The following is a 17,962-nucleotide window of genomic DNA, read 5'->3' as shown; positions in this document are numbered from 1 at the left end:
ATCGCCCTTACAGAGCGTTCAGTCGCTATTCACGGCCCACGTCCGACCTTCAAGTCGGGTTTTTGGCGGGTTAAAGGGGAGTGTGAAATGCGCAAGTTTCAACTGACCGGTGTGCTGGTTCTAGGTATCATGATCGCGAGCTGCGCGACGCCTTACAAGGACAGCAATTCGAACCAATCGGAGCCCGCGAGCGATCTCGCCGAAGCTTCATCGCCACCACCACCAGCCGAAGCCGTTCCGATCATGGTCACAGGATCGCGCATCGCAGATGGCTCGCAAGCCGCACCGGGTGCCTTCGCGCAGTCGCGGCATGGAACTTACATCCCGCCCGTCCGCGTCGCAGTCGATCCGGGGCGCGAGCAATATGACGGCGAAGAGGTCTCGCCCGTCAAACTGGTCAATGCAGAGCCTGTCTCCACTTTCTCTGTCGATGTCGATACCGGCGCCTATGCCAACACGCGGCGGTTCCTGTCGCAAGGCATGACGCCGCCGAAAGACGCGGTCCGGACCGAGGAGATGATCAACTATTTCCGCTATGACTACGATCGCCCGGCAGACCGGTCGCAGCCCTTCACGGTCAATACCGATGTCGCGCGCACGCCGTGGAACGACAACACCTATCTGATGCGTATCGGCCTGCGCGGATACGATATCGACACCGCGGAGCGCCCGGCTGCCAACCTCGTCTTCCTCATGGATGTCTCCGGTTCGATGAACAGCGCGGACAAACTTCCGCTGGTCAAGACAGCTTTATCGGGTCTTGCCGGTGAGCTGTCCGAGCAGGACCGGGTCTCCATCGTCGTCTATGCCGGCGCGGCCGGCCTTGTGCTTGAGCCGACCAATGAGACGGACAAGATCCGCCGCGCGCTTGATGCACTGTCGGCGGGCGGTTCGACCGCAGGCGGCGCGGGTCTTGAGCTTGCTTACAACATCGCCGCTGACAATTTCATTGAAGGCGGCGTGAACCGCGTAATCCTCGCGACCGATGGCGATTTCAATGTCGGCGTGTCGGACCGCGATGCGCTGGTCGAAATGATCGAGCAAAAGCGCGACAGCGGCATCACCCTCACCACGCTCGGTTTCGGCACGGGCAATTACAATGAGGCGATGATGGAGCAGATCGCCAATCACGGAAACGGCAATTACGCCTATATCGACAGCGCGCTCGAGGCGAAGAAAGTGCTCGGCGATGAGATGAGCTCTACGCTCTTCACGATCGCCAAGGACGTGAAGATCCAGGTCGAGTTCAACCCGGCGGTTATCAGCCAGTATCGGCTGGTGGGATACGAAAACCGTATCCTTCGCGAAGAGGATTTCGACAACGATGCGGTCGATGCAGGCGATATCGGCGCAGGGCATCAGGTCACGGCAATCTATGAAGTCGTGCCGACCGGAAAGCGCGGCTGGATCGCGCCGCGCCGCTATGAGGATCGCCGGTCTGGCGAAGCGGAGCGGCGCATGGCCGAAGCAGCGCATGTCAAACTGCGGTACAAGCTGCCCGATGGCGACACATCGCGGCTGATCGATCAAGTGGTGATGAGCGATGCCTTTCTGGAGGCTGGCAACCCTACGGGCGATTTTGCCTTTGCCGTTTCGGTCGCAGCCTTTGGCCAGCTGCTGCGCGGCGATGAGCTGATGAACGGGTTCGGGCACGAAGACATCGGCGCGCTCGCGGGCAGTCAGGACAATTTCTGGCGGCAGGAATTCCTGCAGCTGAACGCGCTGGCTGCGGGAATGCGCAGCGGCGGGTAATCCGAACCTATCTTGAGTGATCTAGGTCGGTGGGCGCACGATAGCGCCTGCCGGCCCTTTGTTTTGCGCGCTCCCGCTTTTGCAGTCGAGCGGGACGCTGCTAAAGCGCGGGCAACTGACACGATTCACTGACAAGGTATTGTTCTATGTCGCCAATGCTTGCCGAAGCGCTCCCGTTCATCCTGATTGGTGTTCTCCTGCTGATCCTCGCGATCTGGTTGCTGTCGCGTCTCAACAAGAAGACCGATGTAATCGGTGAGACTGGGGGCGACGTGCTCGACGAAGGCGCGCAGCGCGCGGCTCGCAACCAGGCGCTGATCGACGCGCCAGCTTCCGTTTCGCAGGATGTCGGGCAGACATCCGCCAACGCCAATTCGGACAAGGTGGCCGCTGCGGGCGCGATGGCCGACGCCGAAGCTGGTGTATCGGTGGCGCCGACTGTCGGCGACCCGGTACCCGAGCCTGTACCAGCTCCCACTCCTGCGGCTGTGGGCGAAGCGGACGATCTGAAACAGATCAAGGGGCTTGGGCCCAAACTTGTCACGATGCTCGCGGAACTCGGCGTCACTCGGTTCGATCAAATCGCCGCTTGGAGCGATGCCGATGTGGAACGCGTCGATGCCAAGCTCGGCCGGTTCAAGGGCAGGATCACCCGCGACCAATGGGTAGAGCAGGCAAAACTGCTCGCTGCAGGCGATCAATCGGGTTTTTCCGAAAGATTTGGCCAGAATAAATAACAATTAAGGGAACATAATTGCTCCACATGTGTTACGCACCGATTGGGATCGGAAAAAATGACCATGCAGGGGAGACATTATGAGTCATAAAATTCTGGTCGCCGAAGACGAGTTGATCGTCGCTTTCGATCTCTGCGAGACCGTCGCCGAGGCTGGTTTCGAGGTCGAAGGGCCTCATACCGGTATCTCCGATGCGATGCTCGCCTTCCAGAAGGAAAAGCCTGATCTTGCGATTCTGGATATCCAGCTCGACGATGGCATCGTCTACCCGCTGGCACAGAAATTGGCGGACGAAGACGTGCCGATCATCTTCCATTCCGGACGCCACACCCGCGAAGAGGTGAAGGCGCGGTTCCCGCAGGCCAAGACGCTGGCAAAGCCGTGTCCTCCTGCCGCGATGATCAAGGCTGTGAATCAGGTGCTCCACGCCTGATCGGGCAGCGCAATGCCGCTTTTCTCTTAGCTCGCAAACGCCTAGGCTCTGCTGGCGCAATCAAGGAGAGCAGGCGTGAGCGAACAGGTTTTTCCGGTTCCCGACCACTGGGCCGAAACCGCCAAAATCACCGAAGCCGAATATCATGAACGCTATGCGCGTTCTCTCGCCGACCCGGAGGGTTTCTGGAGCGCCGAAAGCCAGCGGATCGACTGGATCGAGCCCTACGAAACGGTCAAGGACGTGAGCTACCACGAGGCCGATTTCCGCATCGGCTGGTTCCTTGGCGGAAAGCTCAATATCTGCGCCAATGCGCTCGACCGGCATCTCGAAACGCTCGGCGATACGCCCGCGATCATCTGGGAGCCGGATGACCCAGACACGCCCGGGCGCACTCTCACCTACCGCGAACTGCACGAACAGGTCTGCACCTTCGCCAACGTGCTCAAGGCCAATGGTGTCGAAAAGGGCGACCGGGTTACGATCTATCTGCCGATGATCCCCGAAGCCGCAATCGCGATGCTGGCCTGCGCCCGGATCGGGGCCGTGCATTCGGTGGTGTTTGCGGGCTTCTCTCCCGAAGCGCTCGCCGGGCGGATCGAGGATTGCCAGTCGAACATCGTCATCACCGCCGATGAGGGCCTGCGCGGAGGCAAGACCGTGCCGCTCAAGGCGAATGTCGATGCCGCGCTGGAAAAGGTCGAGGTCGGCCGCGTGATCGTCTACCGCCACACAGGCAGCGATGTCGATTTCCACGCGGTTCGCGATGTCTGGTGGCACGATGCGATGGAGGTCGCAGCGCCGCTCTGCGACCCTGTGACGATGGATGCCGAAGATCCGCTCTTCATCCTCTACACCAGCGGTTCGACCGGGAAACCCAAAGGCGTGCTGCACACGACCGGCGGCTATGCCGTCTGGACCAGCATGACGCACGAATACGTGTTCGATTACCGCCCCGGCCAGGTCTACTGGTGCGCGGCGGATGTCGGCTGGGTCACCGGGCACAGCTATGTCGTCTACGGACCGCTCATCAACGGCGCGACGCAGGTGATGTTCGAAGGCGTGCCGAATTACCCTGATCACAGCCGGTTCTGGCAGGTCGTCGACAAGCACAAGGTCGAGATATTCTACGCCGCCCCCACCGCCCTGCGCGCGCTGATGCGCGAAGGCGATGATTGGGTGACGCGGACCGACCGCTCCAGCCTGCGACTGCTCGGCAGCGTGGGCGAGCCGATCAATCCTGAGGCGTGGGACTGGTATCACCGCGTTGTCGGAGAGCGGCGCTGCCCCATCGTCGACACCTGGTGGCAGACCGAAACGGGCGCTGCGATGATCACACCGATGCCCGGCGCGACCGCATTGAAGCCCGGCAGCGCCAGCAGGCCGATGTTCGGCGTCCAGCCCGCGCTCGTCGATCCGGAAAAGGGCACCCTCCTCGATGGAGCGACCTCCGGCGCGCTCGTCATCACAGACAGCTGGCCGGGCCAGATGCGCACGGTCTATGGCGATCACGACCGGTTCTTCCAGACCTATTTCAGCCAGTATCCCGGCTATTACTTCACCGGCGACGGCGCGCGGCGAGACGAGGACGGATATTACTGGATCACCGGAAGGATCGATGATGTCATCAACGTATCCGGTCACCGCATGGGCACAGCCGAGGTCGAAAGCGCGCTGGTCGAGCACCCGCTCGTTTCGGAAGCCGCGGTGGTTGGCATGCCGCACGAGGTCAAAGGGCAAGGCATCTACGCCTACGTCACGACCAATGCCGGGACCGAGGACAGCGAGGACCTGCGAAAGGAGCTCGTGCAGTGGGTGCGCAAGGAAATCGGCCCGATCGCAACGCCCGATATTCTTCAGTTCGCGCCCGGCCTGCCCAAGACCCGTTCGGGCAAGATCATGCGCCGCATCCTGCGCAAGATCGCCGAAAACGACATGAGCAATCTCGGCGATACCTCCACCCTTGCCGACCCTGCGGTCGTCGACGATCTGGTCGCGAACCGCCCGCAATAATTCTCACCTCCGGGGGACTTTACCAATGAACAGACTTCTTGCCGCCTGCGCAGCTATCGCCCTTATCTCGGCACCGTCGCAGGCACAGCCTGATGAAGCCGCGGAAACTGAGGCCCGCCCGGTTGGCGAGCAGATCGGTTCGGGCGGACGGCCCGTTGGTGCGATCTGGAGCCGCAGCCCGGTCCATGCCGAAAACGGCATGGCGGCGACCGCGCATCCACTCGCGACGCAGGTGGCGCTCGATATCCTGAAAAGCGGCGGCAATGCGGTCGATGCGGCCATCGCGGCCAACGCCGCGCTGGGCCTGATGGAGCCGACCGGAAACGGTATCGGCGGCGATCTGTTCGCGATCATCTACGATCCCGCCACCGGAAAGCTGCACGGCATCAACGGCTCTGGCCGTTCGCCTTCGGGGCAAACGCTGGACCAGCTCAATGAGAAGCTCGGCGGCGCGGACAGCCTGCCGCCGGTGGGCGTTCTGCCAGTGACCATTCCCGGGACGGTCGATGCGTGGTTCGCGATGCACGAACGGTTCGGATCGAAGCCGATGGCCGACATCCTCGCCCCGACCGTCACCTATGCCCGCGAAGGCCATCCCGTCGCCCCGGTCATCGGCATGTATTTCGACCGTGCGCTCAAAGCGTTCGAGCGGCGGCAGGAGACCACCCCGTTCGAATTCGACAATGCCCGCGCAACATGGTTTGCGGACGGACCGCCCAAAGCAGGCGAAATCTATCGCAACCCCGACCTTGGCCAGACGCTGGAGACAATCGGACGCGAGGGGCGCGATGCGTTTTACGAAGGCGCTCTGGCGCAGGTGATGGTCGATTACCTCCAGCGGCAGGGCTCCGCCTACACGCTCGAGGATTTCGCCAACCACACCAGCACCTGGGTCGATCCGGCCTGCGTCACCTATCGCAATGGCTTCGACCTGTGCGAACTGCCGCCCAACGGACAAGGGTTTGCCGCGCTGCAAATGGTAAACATCCTGAAGAATATCGACCTTGCCCAATGGGAGCGCGGATCGCCCGAAGTCATCCATTACATCACGGAAGCCAAACGGCTCGCCCATGCGGACGTCGCGCGGTTCTACGCCGATCCAGATTTCTCGCCCTTCCCCATGGAGCTGCTGACCGATGAATATGGGCGCGAGCGCTTCGCCCTGATCGATCCGGCACGCGCGACGCCCGAATTCGCGCCCGGCACCATCGAGATCGAGCCCAAGCTGGAAGGTGAAGGCGACACGACATACCTGACCGTGGTCGATGGCAATGGCCTGATGGTGAGCCTGATCCAATCGAATTACCGCGGCATGGGATCGGGTCTCGTCCCCGATGGGCTTGGCTTCATGTTTCAGGATCGGGGCGAACTTTACAGTCTCGATCCCGATCATCCCAACGCCTACGAACCTTCGAAGCGTCCCTTTCAGACGATCATTCCCGCTTTCGTCAAAAAGGACGGGCAACCGTACATGACGCTGGGCCTGATGGGCGGCGGGATGCAGCCGCAGGGCCACGTGCAGGTGCTTATCAATATCGCCGATTACGGGATGAATTTGCAGGAAGCGGGCGATGCTGCGCGGATCAATCACGATGGCGGCCGGCAGCCGACCGAACCGCTCAGCGGACCGTCGAAAGACCCGCTCGGCACGCTGAATGTAGAGCCCGGCATCCCGGCGGAAACTGTGGCCGCGCTGGAGGCGATGGGGCACAATGTGCGCCTCGTCAGGAACGGGATCATGTTCGGCGGGTATCAGGCGATCGCGCGCGATCCGGAAACCGGTGTTCTCACTGGGGCGACAGAGATGCGAAAGGATGGCCAGGCGCAGGGCTATTGATCGCGCTGCAGCGCGCCCCTTGCCCCATGAGAGACAAGCTGCGAAAGGGGCACACAAACTAGTTTCAGGAGTAACTTGTGGCCGGAATGGTGCCGTTTAACTGGGAAGATCCCTTCGATCTGGAAACCCAGCTGACCGAAGACGAGCGGATGATCCGCGATACAGCGAACGCCTTTGCGCAGAGCGAACTGCAACCGCGCGTTATCGAGGCGTATCGCAACGAAGTATCCGCACCGGAACTGTTCCCGCTGATGGGTCAGGCAGGCTTGCTGGGTGCGACCATTCCGGAAGAATATGGTGGCGTCGGTGCAAGCTATGTCGCCTACGGCCTGATCGCGCGCGAGATCGAGCGGGTGGACAGCGGATACCGATCAATGGCGAGCGTCCAGTCCAGCCTCGTCATGCATCCGATCCACGCATACGGATCGGAAGAGCAACGCCGCAAATACCTCCCCGGTCTTGCTTCGGGTGAACTTATCGGCTGCTTCGGCCTGACCGAGCCCGATGCCGGTTCGGACCCGGCGGGCATGAAAACCGTCGCGAAGAAAGACGGTGACGGCTACGTGCTCAACGGCGCAAAGACCTGGATTTCGAACTCGCCCTTCGCCGATGTATTCGTTGTCTGGGCGAAATCCGAAGAGCATGGCGGCGGCATTCGCGGTTTCGTACTCGAAAAGGGTACGAAGGGCCTCTCCGCGCCCAAGATCGAAGGCAAGATTTCGCTGCGCGCCTCGACCACGGGCGGGATCGTCATGGAAGATGTGAAGGTCGGCGCGGACGCTTTGCTGCCTGACGTGCAGGGGCTTAAGGGACCGTTCGGCTGCCTCAACCGCGCGCGCTATGGCATTTCATGGGGCGCGATGGGTGCGGCGGAATTCTGCATGCACGCCGCGCGTCAATACGGTCTCGACCGCAAACAGTTCGACCGGCCACTAGCCGCGACGCAGCTATTTCAGAAAAAGCTCGCCGACATGATGAGCGATATTGCGCTCGGGCTTCAGGCGAGCTTGCGCGTCGGTAGGCTGATGGACGAAGGCCGGTTTGCACCGGACATGATCTCCATCGTGAAGCGCAACAATGTCGGCAAGGCGCTCGATATCGCGCGGCAGGCCCGCGACATGCATGGCGGCAACGGCATCTCCGAGGAATATCAGGTGATCCGCCATATGGTGAACCTCGAGACCGTGAACACCTATGAAGGCACGCACGATGTCCATGCGCTGATCCTGGGCCGCGCGATCACGGGAATTGCGGCGTTCGGGTGAGGTTGCGCTGTCCTACACGGAGCCGGACAGGCATGGTGGGTGAATGATCGGAACGACCGCCCTCCCCGCCCATTGGGTCTTCATGGGTTCTACGCCTCTTGCTTTCCAAATCGGGCCGAATGAGGTGCGGAAAAAACAATCTCAGGACCGTGTAACATGCGGTCCATACGTGCTCCATGAGCGACGAACCGAGGCAGTGGGAGGGACAACATGAAGCTCTATGGCTACTACCGCTCCTCGACCTCGTACCGGCTGCGCATCGCGCTCGAGCTGAAGGGCCTTGAATACGAACAGGACCCGGTGAACCTGCTGGAAAGCGCGCAAAAGGGCGAGGCGTATACGAGCCGCAACCCGTTCGCCTCTGTCCCCATGCTGGAGGCAAAGGGCCGCGACCGCGCACAGTCGATGGCGATGCTCGAATGGCTGGATGAGGCCTATCCGGAGAACCCGCTTCTGCCCGCCGATATCGAAGACCGCTACACCGTGCGCGAGCTGGTCTATGCCATCGCGACAGAGCTACACGCGCCGCTCAACCTGCCGGTGCTCAAGTACCTAAAGGACCCGCTCGGCCATTCGCAGCGCGTGGTCGATCACTGGTATCGTCACTGGCTCAAACGCACGCTCGTGCCGGTCGAGAAACGGCTCGCCCAGCTCGATACCGGCGACTTCCTGATGGATGCACCCGGCATGTTCGAGGCGGTGCTGATCCCGCAGATCTACAACGCACGCCGGTTCCACTACGACCTGTCGGAAAGCCCGCGCATCTGCCGCATGGAGACCGCGTGCCTTGCGCTCCCCGCCTTCCAGCGCGCGCATCCAAACAACCAACCGGACAACCCCCAGAACGCATAGAGAAAGGCTGAAGCCTCATGAAACTCGCAACGCTCAATGACGGAACCCGCGACGGCAAGCTCGTCGTCGTGTCGAAGGATCTCACCCGCTGCTGCGCCGCAGGCTACATCGCGCCGACGATGCAGGCCGCGCTCGACAATTGGGAACGCGTGGCGCCCGAGCTTGAGGTGCTTGCGCGCGATGTCGAGCATGAGGCGGTGCCGTGCGAGCGGTTCCATGAGCGGCAGGCGCATTCGCCCCTCCCCCGCGCCTACCAATGGGCGGATGGCTCGGCCTACATCAACCACGTCGAGCTGGTGCGGAAGGCGCGCGATGCCGAGGTCCCGGACAGCTTCTATCATGATCCGCTGATGTACCAGGGCGGCAGCGACGGCTTCCTGCCCCCGCGCGCGGACATCCCGCTGGGCGATCCGGCGTGGGGCTGCGACATGGAAGGCGAAGTGGCTGTGATCACCGATGACGTACCGATGGGCGTGTCCGCCGAAGATGCAGCGGACCACATCAAGCTGATCATGCTGGTCAATGACGTGAGCTTGCGCGGCCTGATACCGGGCGAACTCGCCAAGGGCTTCGGCTTCTTCCAGTCCAAGCCCGCCAGCGCCTTCTCACCCGTCTGCGTCACGCCCAACGAGCTGGGCGATGCATGGAAAGACTCACTTATCCACCTGCCGCTGATGGTCGACTACAATGGTGAACCGTTCGGCCGCGCAGAAGTGGGAGTGGATGCCACGTTCAACATGGCGCAGCTGGTCGCTCATGCGGCAAAGACTCGCAACCTGTGCGCGGGCACCATCATCGGTTCGGGCACAATCTCTAACAAGGGCGAAGATGGCGGTCCGGGCAAGCCGGTGGCCGATGGCGGGCTCGGCTATTCCTGCATCGCCGAAATCCGCATGATCGAGACCATCCGCGACGGCGAGCCCAGCACCCGCTTCATGCGCGCAGGAGACACAGTGAAGGTCGAGATGCGCGATGCCGACAACCACTCGATCTTCGGCTCGATCGAGCAGACGGTGGTGGAGGTCTAGCCCTCGCCCCAGGTGCGGCACTCAGGCGCGATGGTCCAGCCGAGGTCGGCGAGCATGGCCAATGCGAGCGGATCGTTCGAGCGACGTGTTGTCCCGCTCGATCCGTTATCGGCCATCATCGGCTCGGGCTGGCGCGGGAGCTCCGCTGCATGAGATAGGGAGAGCGGAACAACGCCCACAGGATAGCCGCGATTGGCTTTGGTCGCTTCCGGACCGGTGAAATGGATCGTCGGGTTCGCAATGGCGAAAGTAAGGTCTATCGATCCATTCTCGAAGTCCTGCAAACCCCGGCCATCGGCCAGTCGCAGCAGGCTGTCATAGACGCTCGGTGTTCCGTCCTGCTCGTTAAGCGCGAAGCTGTAGTCGAAGTAGTCCACATACTCGTTCGGCATGCCAAGCGTCGAAATCGGGTCGCCCTGCCACGGGGTAAAGGTCGTGGTCGACAAGCCGAGGCCATGGCCAAGCTCGTGCATCATCACGCCCACCATGTCCTTCTGCTTCTCACCGATGGCCTCTTCGCCCGCGTAGTACCAATCGGTTTTGGCCGAAAAGAAGATGTTGATGTCATCCTGATCGGCGAGCCGTTCCCCCGCAAACGCATTGGCAAGAGCGCTGGGGTACCAGACGTCGCGCAGCGGGAGAAAATCGCGGTTGCGAAAAGCCGCCTGATAAGCAAATCCGCTCGGCCCGCGCTCGATCCACTGCACCCGCACGCGGATGGGCACGTCGCTGACAAGGCAGGGCGCGAGGATGTCAACGGCCATCTGGAGCGACGGCATCGCTTCATCCGGCACGCCTTCGTAAACAAGCTCGAATTGCGCTGCGTGCGCACTTGCCAGAGGACCAGCAAACGCCGCTGCCAACACTATCGCACTACTTGCCAACACCCGCATCATTGCTCTCCAACAACCACCTCGCTGTCAGATACGCACAACCATGTGAGATGGCTGCATTTTTCGTCCGGAAGTGAATGCGATCGGACCGAAGTCAATCTGCGAGCGAGCGGCGCCGCGCGATCTTGCCCTCGCGCCGCTCGTCGATCTTCTCCACGAAACAATGGTTCACATCGCGGTGCTCCGCCTCATCGGCGCGGACTGCGATGATGACATCGCGCAGGCGTGCATCGCTCGGCAGCTGCCAGTAATTGATGGCGATCTGCGGCGCGGGCACATTCTCATGACGTCCCGCATCGACCTCTGCCAGATACTGCGTGTAGCTGAAAACGGCCTCCTCTTCGAAATAGCCGACCACGCGGTGAGCGGTGCGCGGCGCGAAGAGGTAGAGGAAGAAGTAGAAGTTGTAGAAGATCATCTGGACCGCGACGATTAGACCGCGTTCGAACCAGTTCGGCTGCGCGATTTCGATGAAGGTCATAAGGTGCATCCGCTCATTCTCCGCCTCATCGAGCAGAGTGCGAATCCAGCCTTCGTCGTCGCGCATATTGCGCAAAGCCTTCAGATGCTGCCACAGGCCGCCGACCATTCCCGGCACGGCGGCTACCGTTTCCAGCACCACAGCACGGTGGCCGTATCGCTGAGCAAAGAAAGTGTCCGCGAAGAAGCGTAGCAGCTTTACGAACGCAAAGGCGACCCGATCACTTATGGATTTCGGCGCTACGTGGACGGCAATGTCGGCATCGAAATTGACCTGCCGAACCAGCGGACGGGAATCAAAATGTTGCATGGGGCTCTCCATCGATTGCCCCATGAATATGGTGGTTTTGGTCGCCAGATTCCCGCGAAACCGCTACATCAAGTGTTCGATTTCGCGCAACAATCAGAAGCCGAGGCTCTCGGCGACTGCAGAATTCACAATCTTGCCCTTATGCACGTTCAAGCCGAGCGCGAGATGCGGATCGTCTTCGCATGCCGCTTTGATCCCCTTGTTCGCGAGAGCCAGACCAAAGGGTAATGTTGCATTGTTCAAGGCATAGCTTGACGTATGTGGAACAGCGCCCGGCATGTTAGCGACGCAATAGTGAATGATATCATCGACGAGATAGGTCGGGTTTTCGTGCGTTGTTGGCTTCGAGGTTTCGAAACAACCGCCCTGGTCGATCGCCACGTCCACCAGAACAGCGCGGTGCTTCATCAGCGGGAGCATGTCGCGTGTGATCAGGCGCGGCGCGCTGGCACCGGGGACGAGGACTGCGCCGATGACCACGTCAGCCTCGGTAATGGCGTCCTCGATCGTCCCGGCATTCGAGTAGCGCGTTGTCGCACGGCCCTGAAACATATCGTCGAGCTCACGGATTCGCGGCAGCGAGCGATCCAGGATTTCGACGTTTGCGCCGAGGCCTACTGCCATGCGCGCAGCCTGCGTGCCGACCACACCGCCGCCGATGACGACAACCTTCGCCGGGAGCACGCCAGGAACGCCGCCCATCAGGATGCCCCGCCCGCCATTGTTCTTGTGGCTCGCCTGCGCGCTCGCTTCGATCGAGAGGCGTCCGGCAACTTCGCTCATCGGAGCCAAGAGCGGCAGCGAGCCGTCTGGCGCTGTGACCGTTTCATAAGCGACCGCAGAAACGCCGGATTCCATCAATCCGCGCGCTTGCTCGGGGTCTGGCGCCAAGTGCAGGTAGGTGAAGAGTATCTGCCCCTCACGCAGTTGCACCCATTCGTTCGGCTGCGGTTCCTTGACCTTCACCACCATGTCGGCGCGCGCGAAGACTTCCTCGGCGCTGTCGACAATCTTCGCACCGATTTTCTCGTAGTCCTCGTCAGTCTTGCTGATGCCTAGCCCTGCGCCGCTCTCGACAATGACATCGTGACCCTTGGTAACGTATTCGCGCGCGGCTTCAGGCGTCAGTCCGACGCGATATTCGTGGTTCTTGATCTCTTTGGGGACGCCGACGAGCATGATTCTCTCCTGGGGAAGCGGACTCGGAACGCCATAATGCCCGCGCAACAAAGTTTCAATTGAAACAAACAGGATTACAGGGCTAGGTTGCCAGATCACACTCCGACCGGCGTAGCTCGCTCAACCGCTCAGTCCCCGCCGGTCCAACACATCTCGAAAGCATCATCAGGAGCCCCGCCATGACCGCATATCCAACCGTCAAGATGTTGATCAACGGCGAATGGGTTGCCGATGGCGGCGACGGCACCATGCCGGTCCACAACCCGGCAACGGAGGCTAAGCTCGGCGATTGTCCCAAGGTGTCGAAAGAGCAGCTCGACGCTGCGCTTGCTGCGGCTGAAGAGGCCTTTCCCGCCTGGGCTGCCACTCCCGGTGCGCAGCGGCACAAGATCATAAGCCGCGCCGCTCAGTTGCTACGGGATCGAGCGCCAGAGATTGCGCGGGTGGTAACACTCGAAATGGGCAAGCCGCACGCGCAGGCGCTTGCAGAAACCGTGGGTGCGGCGGACCTTATCGATTTTCTTGCAGAAGAAGCGAAGCGTCAGGGTGGGCGGCTTGTCCCAGTGCGCAGCGCAAACCTGCTGCAACAGCGCGTGACGCAGGAACCGATCGGCCCGGCAATGTTGTTCACTCCGTGGAATTTCCCAATCAACCTTCCGGCGAAAAAGCTCGCAGGTGCGCTGTCGGCCGGATGCTCGTGCATTCTCAAACCCGCAGAAACCACGCCCGCATCTGCGCAATTGCTGGTCGAGTGCTTTACCGAGGCGGGCGTACCGGCGGGCACGATCAACCTCGTCTACGGCGATCCGGCGATGATCTCGGAGCACCTGATCACTGCGCCCGCGACGCGCAAGGTCAGCTTCACGGGCTCGACGGCCGTCGGCCGTCATTTGGGCGCATTGGCGGCGCAGGGGCTCAAACGCTTCACCGCGGAACTCGGGGGACACGCGCCGGTCGTGATCGGAGAGAGCGCAGATTTCGACCGGACCGTTGCGGCCTGTGCCGGGACCAAATTCCGCAATGCGGGGCAGGTCTGCGTATCGCCCACGCGGTTCCTCGTCGCGCGCGGTATCTATGACAAGTTTGTCGCCGAATTCGCGCGGCGATCACAAGAACTCAAGGTGGGCGATGCAAGCAGCGACGATGGCGTAGAGATGGGGCCGCTGGCGCACGCTGGGCGCGTTACGGCAATGCAGGACCTGATGGGCGCAATGGGCGGCAAGCAGGGCGAGATCGTCGCCGGTGGATCTGCAATCGAACGCTCCGGCCACTTTTTCCAGCCGACAGTCATCGCAGGACCATCCGCCGAAAGCCGATTGATGACGGAGGAGCCGTTCGGCCCGGTCGCCGGGATCGTGCCCTATGACGACATTGAAGAGGCTGTGAAAATCGCCAATTCGCTGCGTTACGGCCTCGCCGCATATGCCTTCACCGCCGATCTCGATGAAAGCCACTACCTCGGCAATTCGCTGCGCGCCGGTATGGTCGCGATCAACCACTTTGCCGTGGGATCGCCGGAGACACCGTTCGGCGGGACCGGCGATAGCGGTTTCGGATCGGAAAGCGGGGTCGAAGGATATCTTGGCTACACCGAGACCAAGCTGGTTACAGTCGCGAAATCCGGCGGCTGAGGCGGTTTAGCAATCGGTTCTGCGAACGCCGGCGGCTCTGACATCCTCGAGTGTCGGATAACCGTTCACCGCCATCAGCAGGTCGGCTTCTGCCTGCATGGAACGGAGCACCCATGCAGCGCCCTCGGCTCCGCCAATCGCCAAACCGTATGTGTATGGCCTGCCAACGCCTACCGCCTTCGCGCCTAGAGCGATGGCCTTCACAGCATCGGAGCCGGAGCGAATTCCGCTGTCAAACAGGACCGGGACGTCGCCAGCCGCCTTCACGATGTCCTCGAGCAGGTCGATCGTCGCGATGCCGCCATTTGCCTGCCGCCCACCGTGGTTCGAGCAGTAGATCGCGTCGGCCCCGGTATCGACAGCCCTGCGCGCGTCGTCGGGATGGCAGATGCCCTTGAGCACGATCGGCATCTTGGTCACGGATTTGAACCATTTCATGTCCTCCCATGTCAGAACCTGCCCGAACACCTGAGCGAACATGCCTATCGCCGCCGCAGGATCTTCCTCAGGCGGTTTCTCGAGCAGCGAGCGGAAGACCGGATCACAGAAATAGTTCATCAGCACTTTCCCGCGCAGCTGCGGGAAGTTGGACGCGTTGAGATCCCGGGGCCGCCAACCAGTTACCCATGTATCGAGCGTAACGACCAGCGCCGAATATCCTGCCTTTTCGGCGCGCCCGATCAGGCTTTCTGCAAATTCGCGATTGCGCGGCGTGTAGAGCTGAAAGAAAGCTGGCGTATCGCCGCACGCCTTTTTCACGTCCTCCAGCGGATCGTTGGAAAGCGTGGACGCGCAGAACGGGACGCCGGTCATCGCAGACGCCTTGGCCGCGGCCATATCGCCGTGCTGGTCCTGCGAGGCCTCTCCGTTGAGGCCAATCGGGGCCATGAACAGCGGAGAATCGAATGTGTGACCGAACAGTTCGATCGAAAGATCGCGCTCGGTGCAGTCCACCATCATGCGCGGCACCATCCCCCAGTGGTGAAAAGCGGCAGCGTTGGTATCCTGGGTGTGCTCATCGCCGCACCCACCTGCGACATAGTTCGTCAGCATTGGACCGAGCGCCTCGTGCGCACGCTTTTCCAGCGTCGCGAAATCGACCGGGAAGCGCGGCAACTGACCACTCAGCCCGGCATTGTAGATCTCGTTCTGCATTCCGCCGAAATTGCGCATGTGGTGTTCTCTCCCGTCGGGTTTGTTTCGGCGAGAGTGAACCAGATGCGCTGCCATGGGCAAGCGCTTTGTCGCTCGATCACCCCAAGCGGCGCGCAAGACGCTGCAATTGCGGGCGGATGCGCAAATGCCAGACGTAAAGCCGCTCGAGTACTCTTAGGACCATAGGATTTCGGGCAATCAGCCCAAGTGGCCGCATCGCGGGAATGGCGCGCCACATCGCTGCGAAGGCGGCGGCGCCATTAACGATCTTCTCGCCCTCTCTGGCGTGAAAGCGCTCAAGCAACGTTTCCTGATCGATCGGGCAGCCTGGATCAGCTTTGTCCGATACGTCGATGAAGTGAATGGCGTCGGCGCGATCAAGCTTGCGCATGAACGCGATCTCGCGCTGGCAAAGCGGGCATGCGCCATCGAACCACACAGTGACGGCAGAGTTGTCAGATCTTTGTGCGGTATCGCCACTCATCCGGCCCATGTGACCTTTTTCCGCCGAGATTCAAGCGCGCGAGACGGCCTTTCCCGAAGCCGTGGGTTTGGTCTGGATCGTGAAATAGATGATGAGGCTCACGCCGATCACGCTTGGGCCCGCCCAGATCAGCGGATTGAACACCTGCTCGGGCACCCACCTGATCAGGCCTACCGAAAGAAACGCTGTGTAGGCGGAAATGCCCATGCCGAGCAGCGCCCTGAAATGCTCACCAACATAGCTTTTCGGATGGACGTCCGCGCGCCATACGAAAACCTGTTGCAGCGTCATGGCGATGATTCCGACCACCGCGACGAGCTGCATCAGGGGATGCCCAACCCGGATGCCGAAGTAACCGCACCAAGCGCCCGAAATTACCACGGCCAGCATCACTAGCTGGTATCGCGGCGACCGAAGCGCCGACCGATCCTTCGCATGCCGGATCACGGCAAGCCCGTAATCGACGAAGCCGATCGTGAGCAGGCCCAGATACAGCATCATCCAGCCAAATAGACCGGCAAACAGCTCCCGGTCGGTGACGGAGGGGATGCGCTCCTCGGGCCCGTAAAGCGAAAGCAAGGCCATCGCTATCGCGAGGGCTCCTGCGATTGCAAATCCGTAACAGGCTACACGGCCCCCTTTGCGGTGAATGCCAGACCCCTTCTTGGTCGCTACAGGCACCCAAAACGCAATCAATCCGGTCGCACCTGCAACCACGTGAATCCAGATAAGCAGTTCGAACAGGTGCATGGGCGAAGCCTGAACACTTTAAGGATGCTGCGCAAGTCCGGCTCTGGGTCGGAGCGGGCATCTACCGCCGTTGATCGCTTCTCGAAGGCTGGTCCTGCCACGTGCCTGGTTAACTCTCGTTTACCTTTTTCGAAAACCAGATTTTACAGGTCTGTCGGCATTTCGGCTGTCATGCCCAAGTCGCATACATCGAAAAATGTCCTTCTCGCCGGCCTTGCAGGCCTGGCGACCATGGCTGCGACGCCTGCCAGCGCAGCGACGACGCTGGCGGCAAACGTCATGGTCAATCCCATGGCAATCGCGCTCGATATGCAGCTTCCCGCCGTGAAAGCGCAATGCTTCGAGAGCGACGCAGGAATATTTGGATACGCAGCCAATAGCGGCGGCTCCGGCCAGCCCAGCAAAGGCGCAGCAATACTCGGCGGCGAAATGAGCGCGCTCGACCGGATCAAAGCCCGTCAGGCCGCAGCCACCGTCCCTAGCAGCTTAGTCAAGCCAGCCTTCGCCCAAGCGGCTTCTGCCAAGCGCATGACGCCGTCTGCGTCAGGGGTGCGCACGCCCTCCGCGAATTGCGCCACCTTGGGCAAGATCGCATCGACTGCGATCGGTGGTACACGCGGCTGGAGCGACAATCCGAACGAGTTTTTAGCCTCTAAGCGCGTTCGCATCGGCAAAACGAATTTCGATCGCGAATGGCAGCGCGTCGGTCGTCAGAGCATGTCGGGCACGTTCCGCCGTGCGTTCGGCAGCGATACCGACCAAAGCCGCGCGATGATCGAACAGGTCAATCGCTGGGTGAATAGCGAAATCAGCTATGTCGAGGATCGCGACCTGTTCGGCCGTGCCGATTACTGGGCTGGCGCTCGCTTGACCATGACGCTGCGCAAGGGCGACTGTGAAGATATCGCGCTGACCAAGATGCAATTGCTCGCCGCCGCGGGTTTCCGCCGGGAGGACATGTTCCTGACGATCGCGCGCGACACCGTCCGCAACGCCGACCACGCTCTACTGATTGTCAAACTCGGTGAACGCTTCGTCGTGCTGGACAATGCAACGGACAAGGTACTCGATGGCGCGTACTCGCACGATTACGCTCCGGTCCTCAGCTTCAACACGAAAAGCGCCTGGGTACACGGCTACTGATCCGGGCGGATCGGTTTTCG

The 17,962-nt window shown here is 61.3% G+C and carries 16 protein-coding genes; 10 read left to right on the top strand and 6 right to left on the bottom strand.

Translation table 11 applies throughout. The features are described from left to right. Window positions 1–87: 87 nt before the first annotated feature. The 8 genes from IB285_RS03025 to IB285_RS02990 all read left to right on the top strand — a co-directional run bounded on the left by IB285_RS03025 (window position 88) and on the right by IB285_RS02990 (window position 9,917). Complete coding sequence (locus IB285_RS03025; RefSeq protein ID WP_190786787.1) at window positions 88–1,752, top strand: vWA domain-containing protein; 1,665 nt, start codon at window positions 88–90, stop codon at window positions 1,750–1,752. Between the two features lie 146 nt (window positions 1,753–1,898). Next, on the top strand, window positions 1,899–2,489 hold the full coding sequence (locus tag IB285_RS03020; protein WP_190786786.1) for a hypothetical protein: 591 nt from the start codon (window positions 1,899–1,901) through the stop codon (window positions 2,487–2,489). A gap of 79 nt (window positions 2,490–2,568) precedes the next feature. After that, window positions 2,569–2,922 (top strand): response regulator, encoded by a 354-nt coding sequence (locus IB285_RS03015; RefSeq protein ID WP_190786785.1) that lies wholly within the window; start codon window positions 2,569–2,571, stop codon window positions 2,920–2,922. A 75-nt stretch (window positions 2,923–2,997) separates the two neighbouring features. Beyond that, window positions 2,998–4,935, top strand: a complete 1,938-nt coding sequence (gene acs, locus IB285_RS03010; RefSeq protein ID WP_190786784.1) for an acetate--CoA ligase — start codon at window positions 2,998–3,000, stop codon at window positions 4,933–4,935. 25 nt (window positions 4,936–4,960) lie between these two features. Beyond that, the gene (locus tag IB285_RS03005) at window positions 4,961–6,772 is read left to right on the top strand and encodes a gamma-glutamyltransferase family protein (RefSeq protein ID WP_190786783.1); all 1,812 of its coding nucleotides are present in this window, start codon (window positions 4,961–4,963) and stop codon (window positions 6,770–6,772) included. Between the two features lie 86 nt (window positions 6,773–6,858). Continuing rightward, on the top strand, window positions 6,859–8,037 hold the full coding sequence (locus tag IB285_RS03000) for an acyl-CoA dehydrogenase (RefSeq protein ID WP_190788964.1): 1,179 nt from the start codon (window positions 6,859–6,861) through the stop codon (window positions 8,035–8,037). A 210-nt stretch (window positions 8,038–8,247) separates the two neighbouring features. Next, complete coding sequence (gene maiA, locus IB285_RS02995; protein ID WP_190786782.1) at window positions 8,248–8,889, top strand: maleylacetoacetate isomerase; 642 nt, start codon at window positions 8,248–8,250, stop codon at window positions 8,887–8,889. 17 nt (window positions 8,890–8,906) lie between these two features. After that, window positions 8,907–9,917 (top strand): fumarylacetoacetate hydrolase family protein, encoded by a 1,011-nt coding sequence (locus IB285_RS02990; protein ID WP_190786781.1) that lies wholly within the window; start codon window positions 8,907–8,909, stop codon window positions 9,915–9,917. Here IB285_RS02990 and IB285_RS02985 read toward each other — a convergent pair. From IB285_RS02985 to ald, 3 genes are all read right to left on the bottom strand, one after another. Further along, the gene (locus IB285_RS02985; RefSeq protein WP_190786780.1) at window positions 9,914–10,801 is read right to left on the bottom strand and encodes a hypothetical protein; all 888 of its coding nucleotides are present in this window, start codon (window positions 10,799–10,801) and stop codon (window positions 9,914–9,916) included. The genes IB285_RS02990 and IB285_RS02985 overlap by 4 nt on opposite strands. A gap of 103 nt (window positions 10,802–10,904) precedes the next feature. Beyond that, complete coding sequence (locus IB285_RS02980) at window positions 10,905–11,600, bottom strand: alternative oxidase (RefSeq protein WP_190786779.1); 696 nt, start codon at window positions 11,598–11,600, stop codon at window positions 10,905–10,907. 93 nt (window positions 11,601–11,693) lie between these two features. Next, on the bottom strand, window positions 11,694–12,779 hold the full coding sequence (gene ald / locus IB285_RS02975) for an alanine dehydrogenase (RefSeq protein ID WP_190786778.1): 1,086 nt from the start codon (window positions 12,777–12,779) through the stop codon (window positions 11,694–11,696). Window positions 12,780–12,958: 179 nt separating this feature from the next. Between ald and IB285_RS02970 the strand changes: the two genes are divergently transcribed. After that, entirely contained in the window at window positions 12,959–14,410 is a 1,452-nt protein-coding gene (locus IB285_RS02970; RefSeq protein ID WP_190786777.1) for an NAD-dependent succinate-semialdehyde dehydrogenase, read from the top strand. A gap of 6 nt (window positions 14,411–14,416) precedes the next feature. Here IB285_RS02970 and IB285_RS02965 read toward each other — a convergent pair whose 3' ends face one another. The 3 genes from IB285_RS02965 to IB285_RS02955 are packed head-to-tail and all read right to left on the bottom strand — an operon-like array spanning window position 14,417 to window position 16,799. Further along, a complete protein-coding gene (locus IB285_RS02965) occupies window positions 14,417–15,640 on the bottom strand; it encodes an alpha-hydroxy-acid oxidizing protein (protein WP_234033051.1) in 1,224 nt (407 codons plus the stop codon). Between the two features lie 22 nt (window positions 15,641–15,662). After that, a complete protein-coding gene (locus IB285_RS02960; RefSeq protein WP_190786776.1) occupies window positions 15,663–16,049 on the bottom strand; it encodes a thiol-disulfide oxidoreductase DCC family protein in 387 nt (128 codons plus the stop codon). 30 nt (window positions 16,050–16,079) lie between these two features. Then, complete coding sequence (locus IB285_RS02955) at window positions 16,080–16,799, bottom strand: hypothetical protein (RefSeq protein WP_190786775.1); 720 nt, start codon at window positions 16,797–16,799, stop codon at window positions 16,080–16,082. A gap of 171 nt (window positions 16,800–16,970) precedes the next feature. Between IB285_RS02955 and IB285_RS02950 the strand changes: the two genes are divergently transcribed. Beyond that, window positions 16,971–17,942, top strand: a complete 972-nt coding sequence (locus IB285_RS02950) for a transglutaminase-like cysteine peptidase (protein ID WP_190786774.1) — start codon at window positions 16,971–16,973, stop codon at window positions 17,940–17,942. Window positions 17,943–17,962 lie beyond the last annotated feature (20 nt).

It is taken from the genome of Erythrobacter rubeus, from assembly GCF_014705715.1.
GTDB classification, from domain to species: domain Bacteria; phylum Pseudomonadota; class Alphaproteobacteria; order Sphingomonadales; family Sphingomonadaceae; genus Erythrobacter; species Erythrobacter rubeus.
The sequence above is the reverse complement of the archived record's forward strand: the minus strand, read 5'-3'. Positions and strand labels throughout refer to the sequence as shown.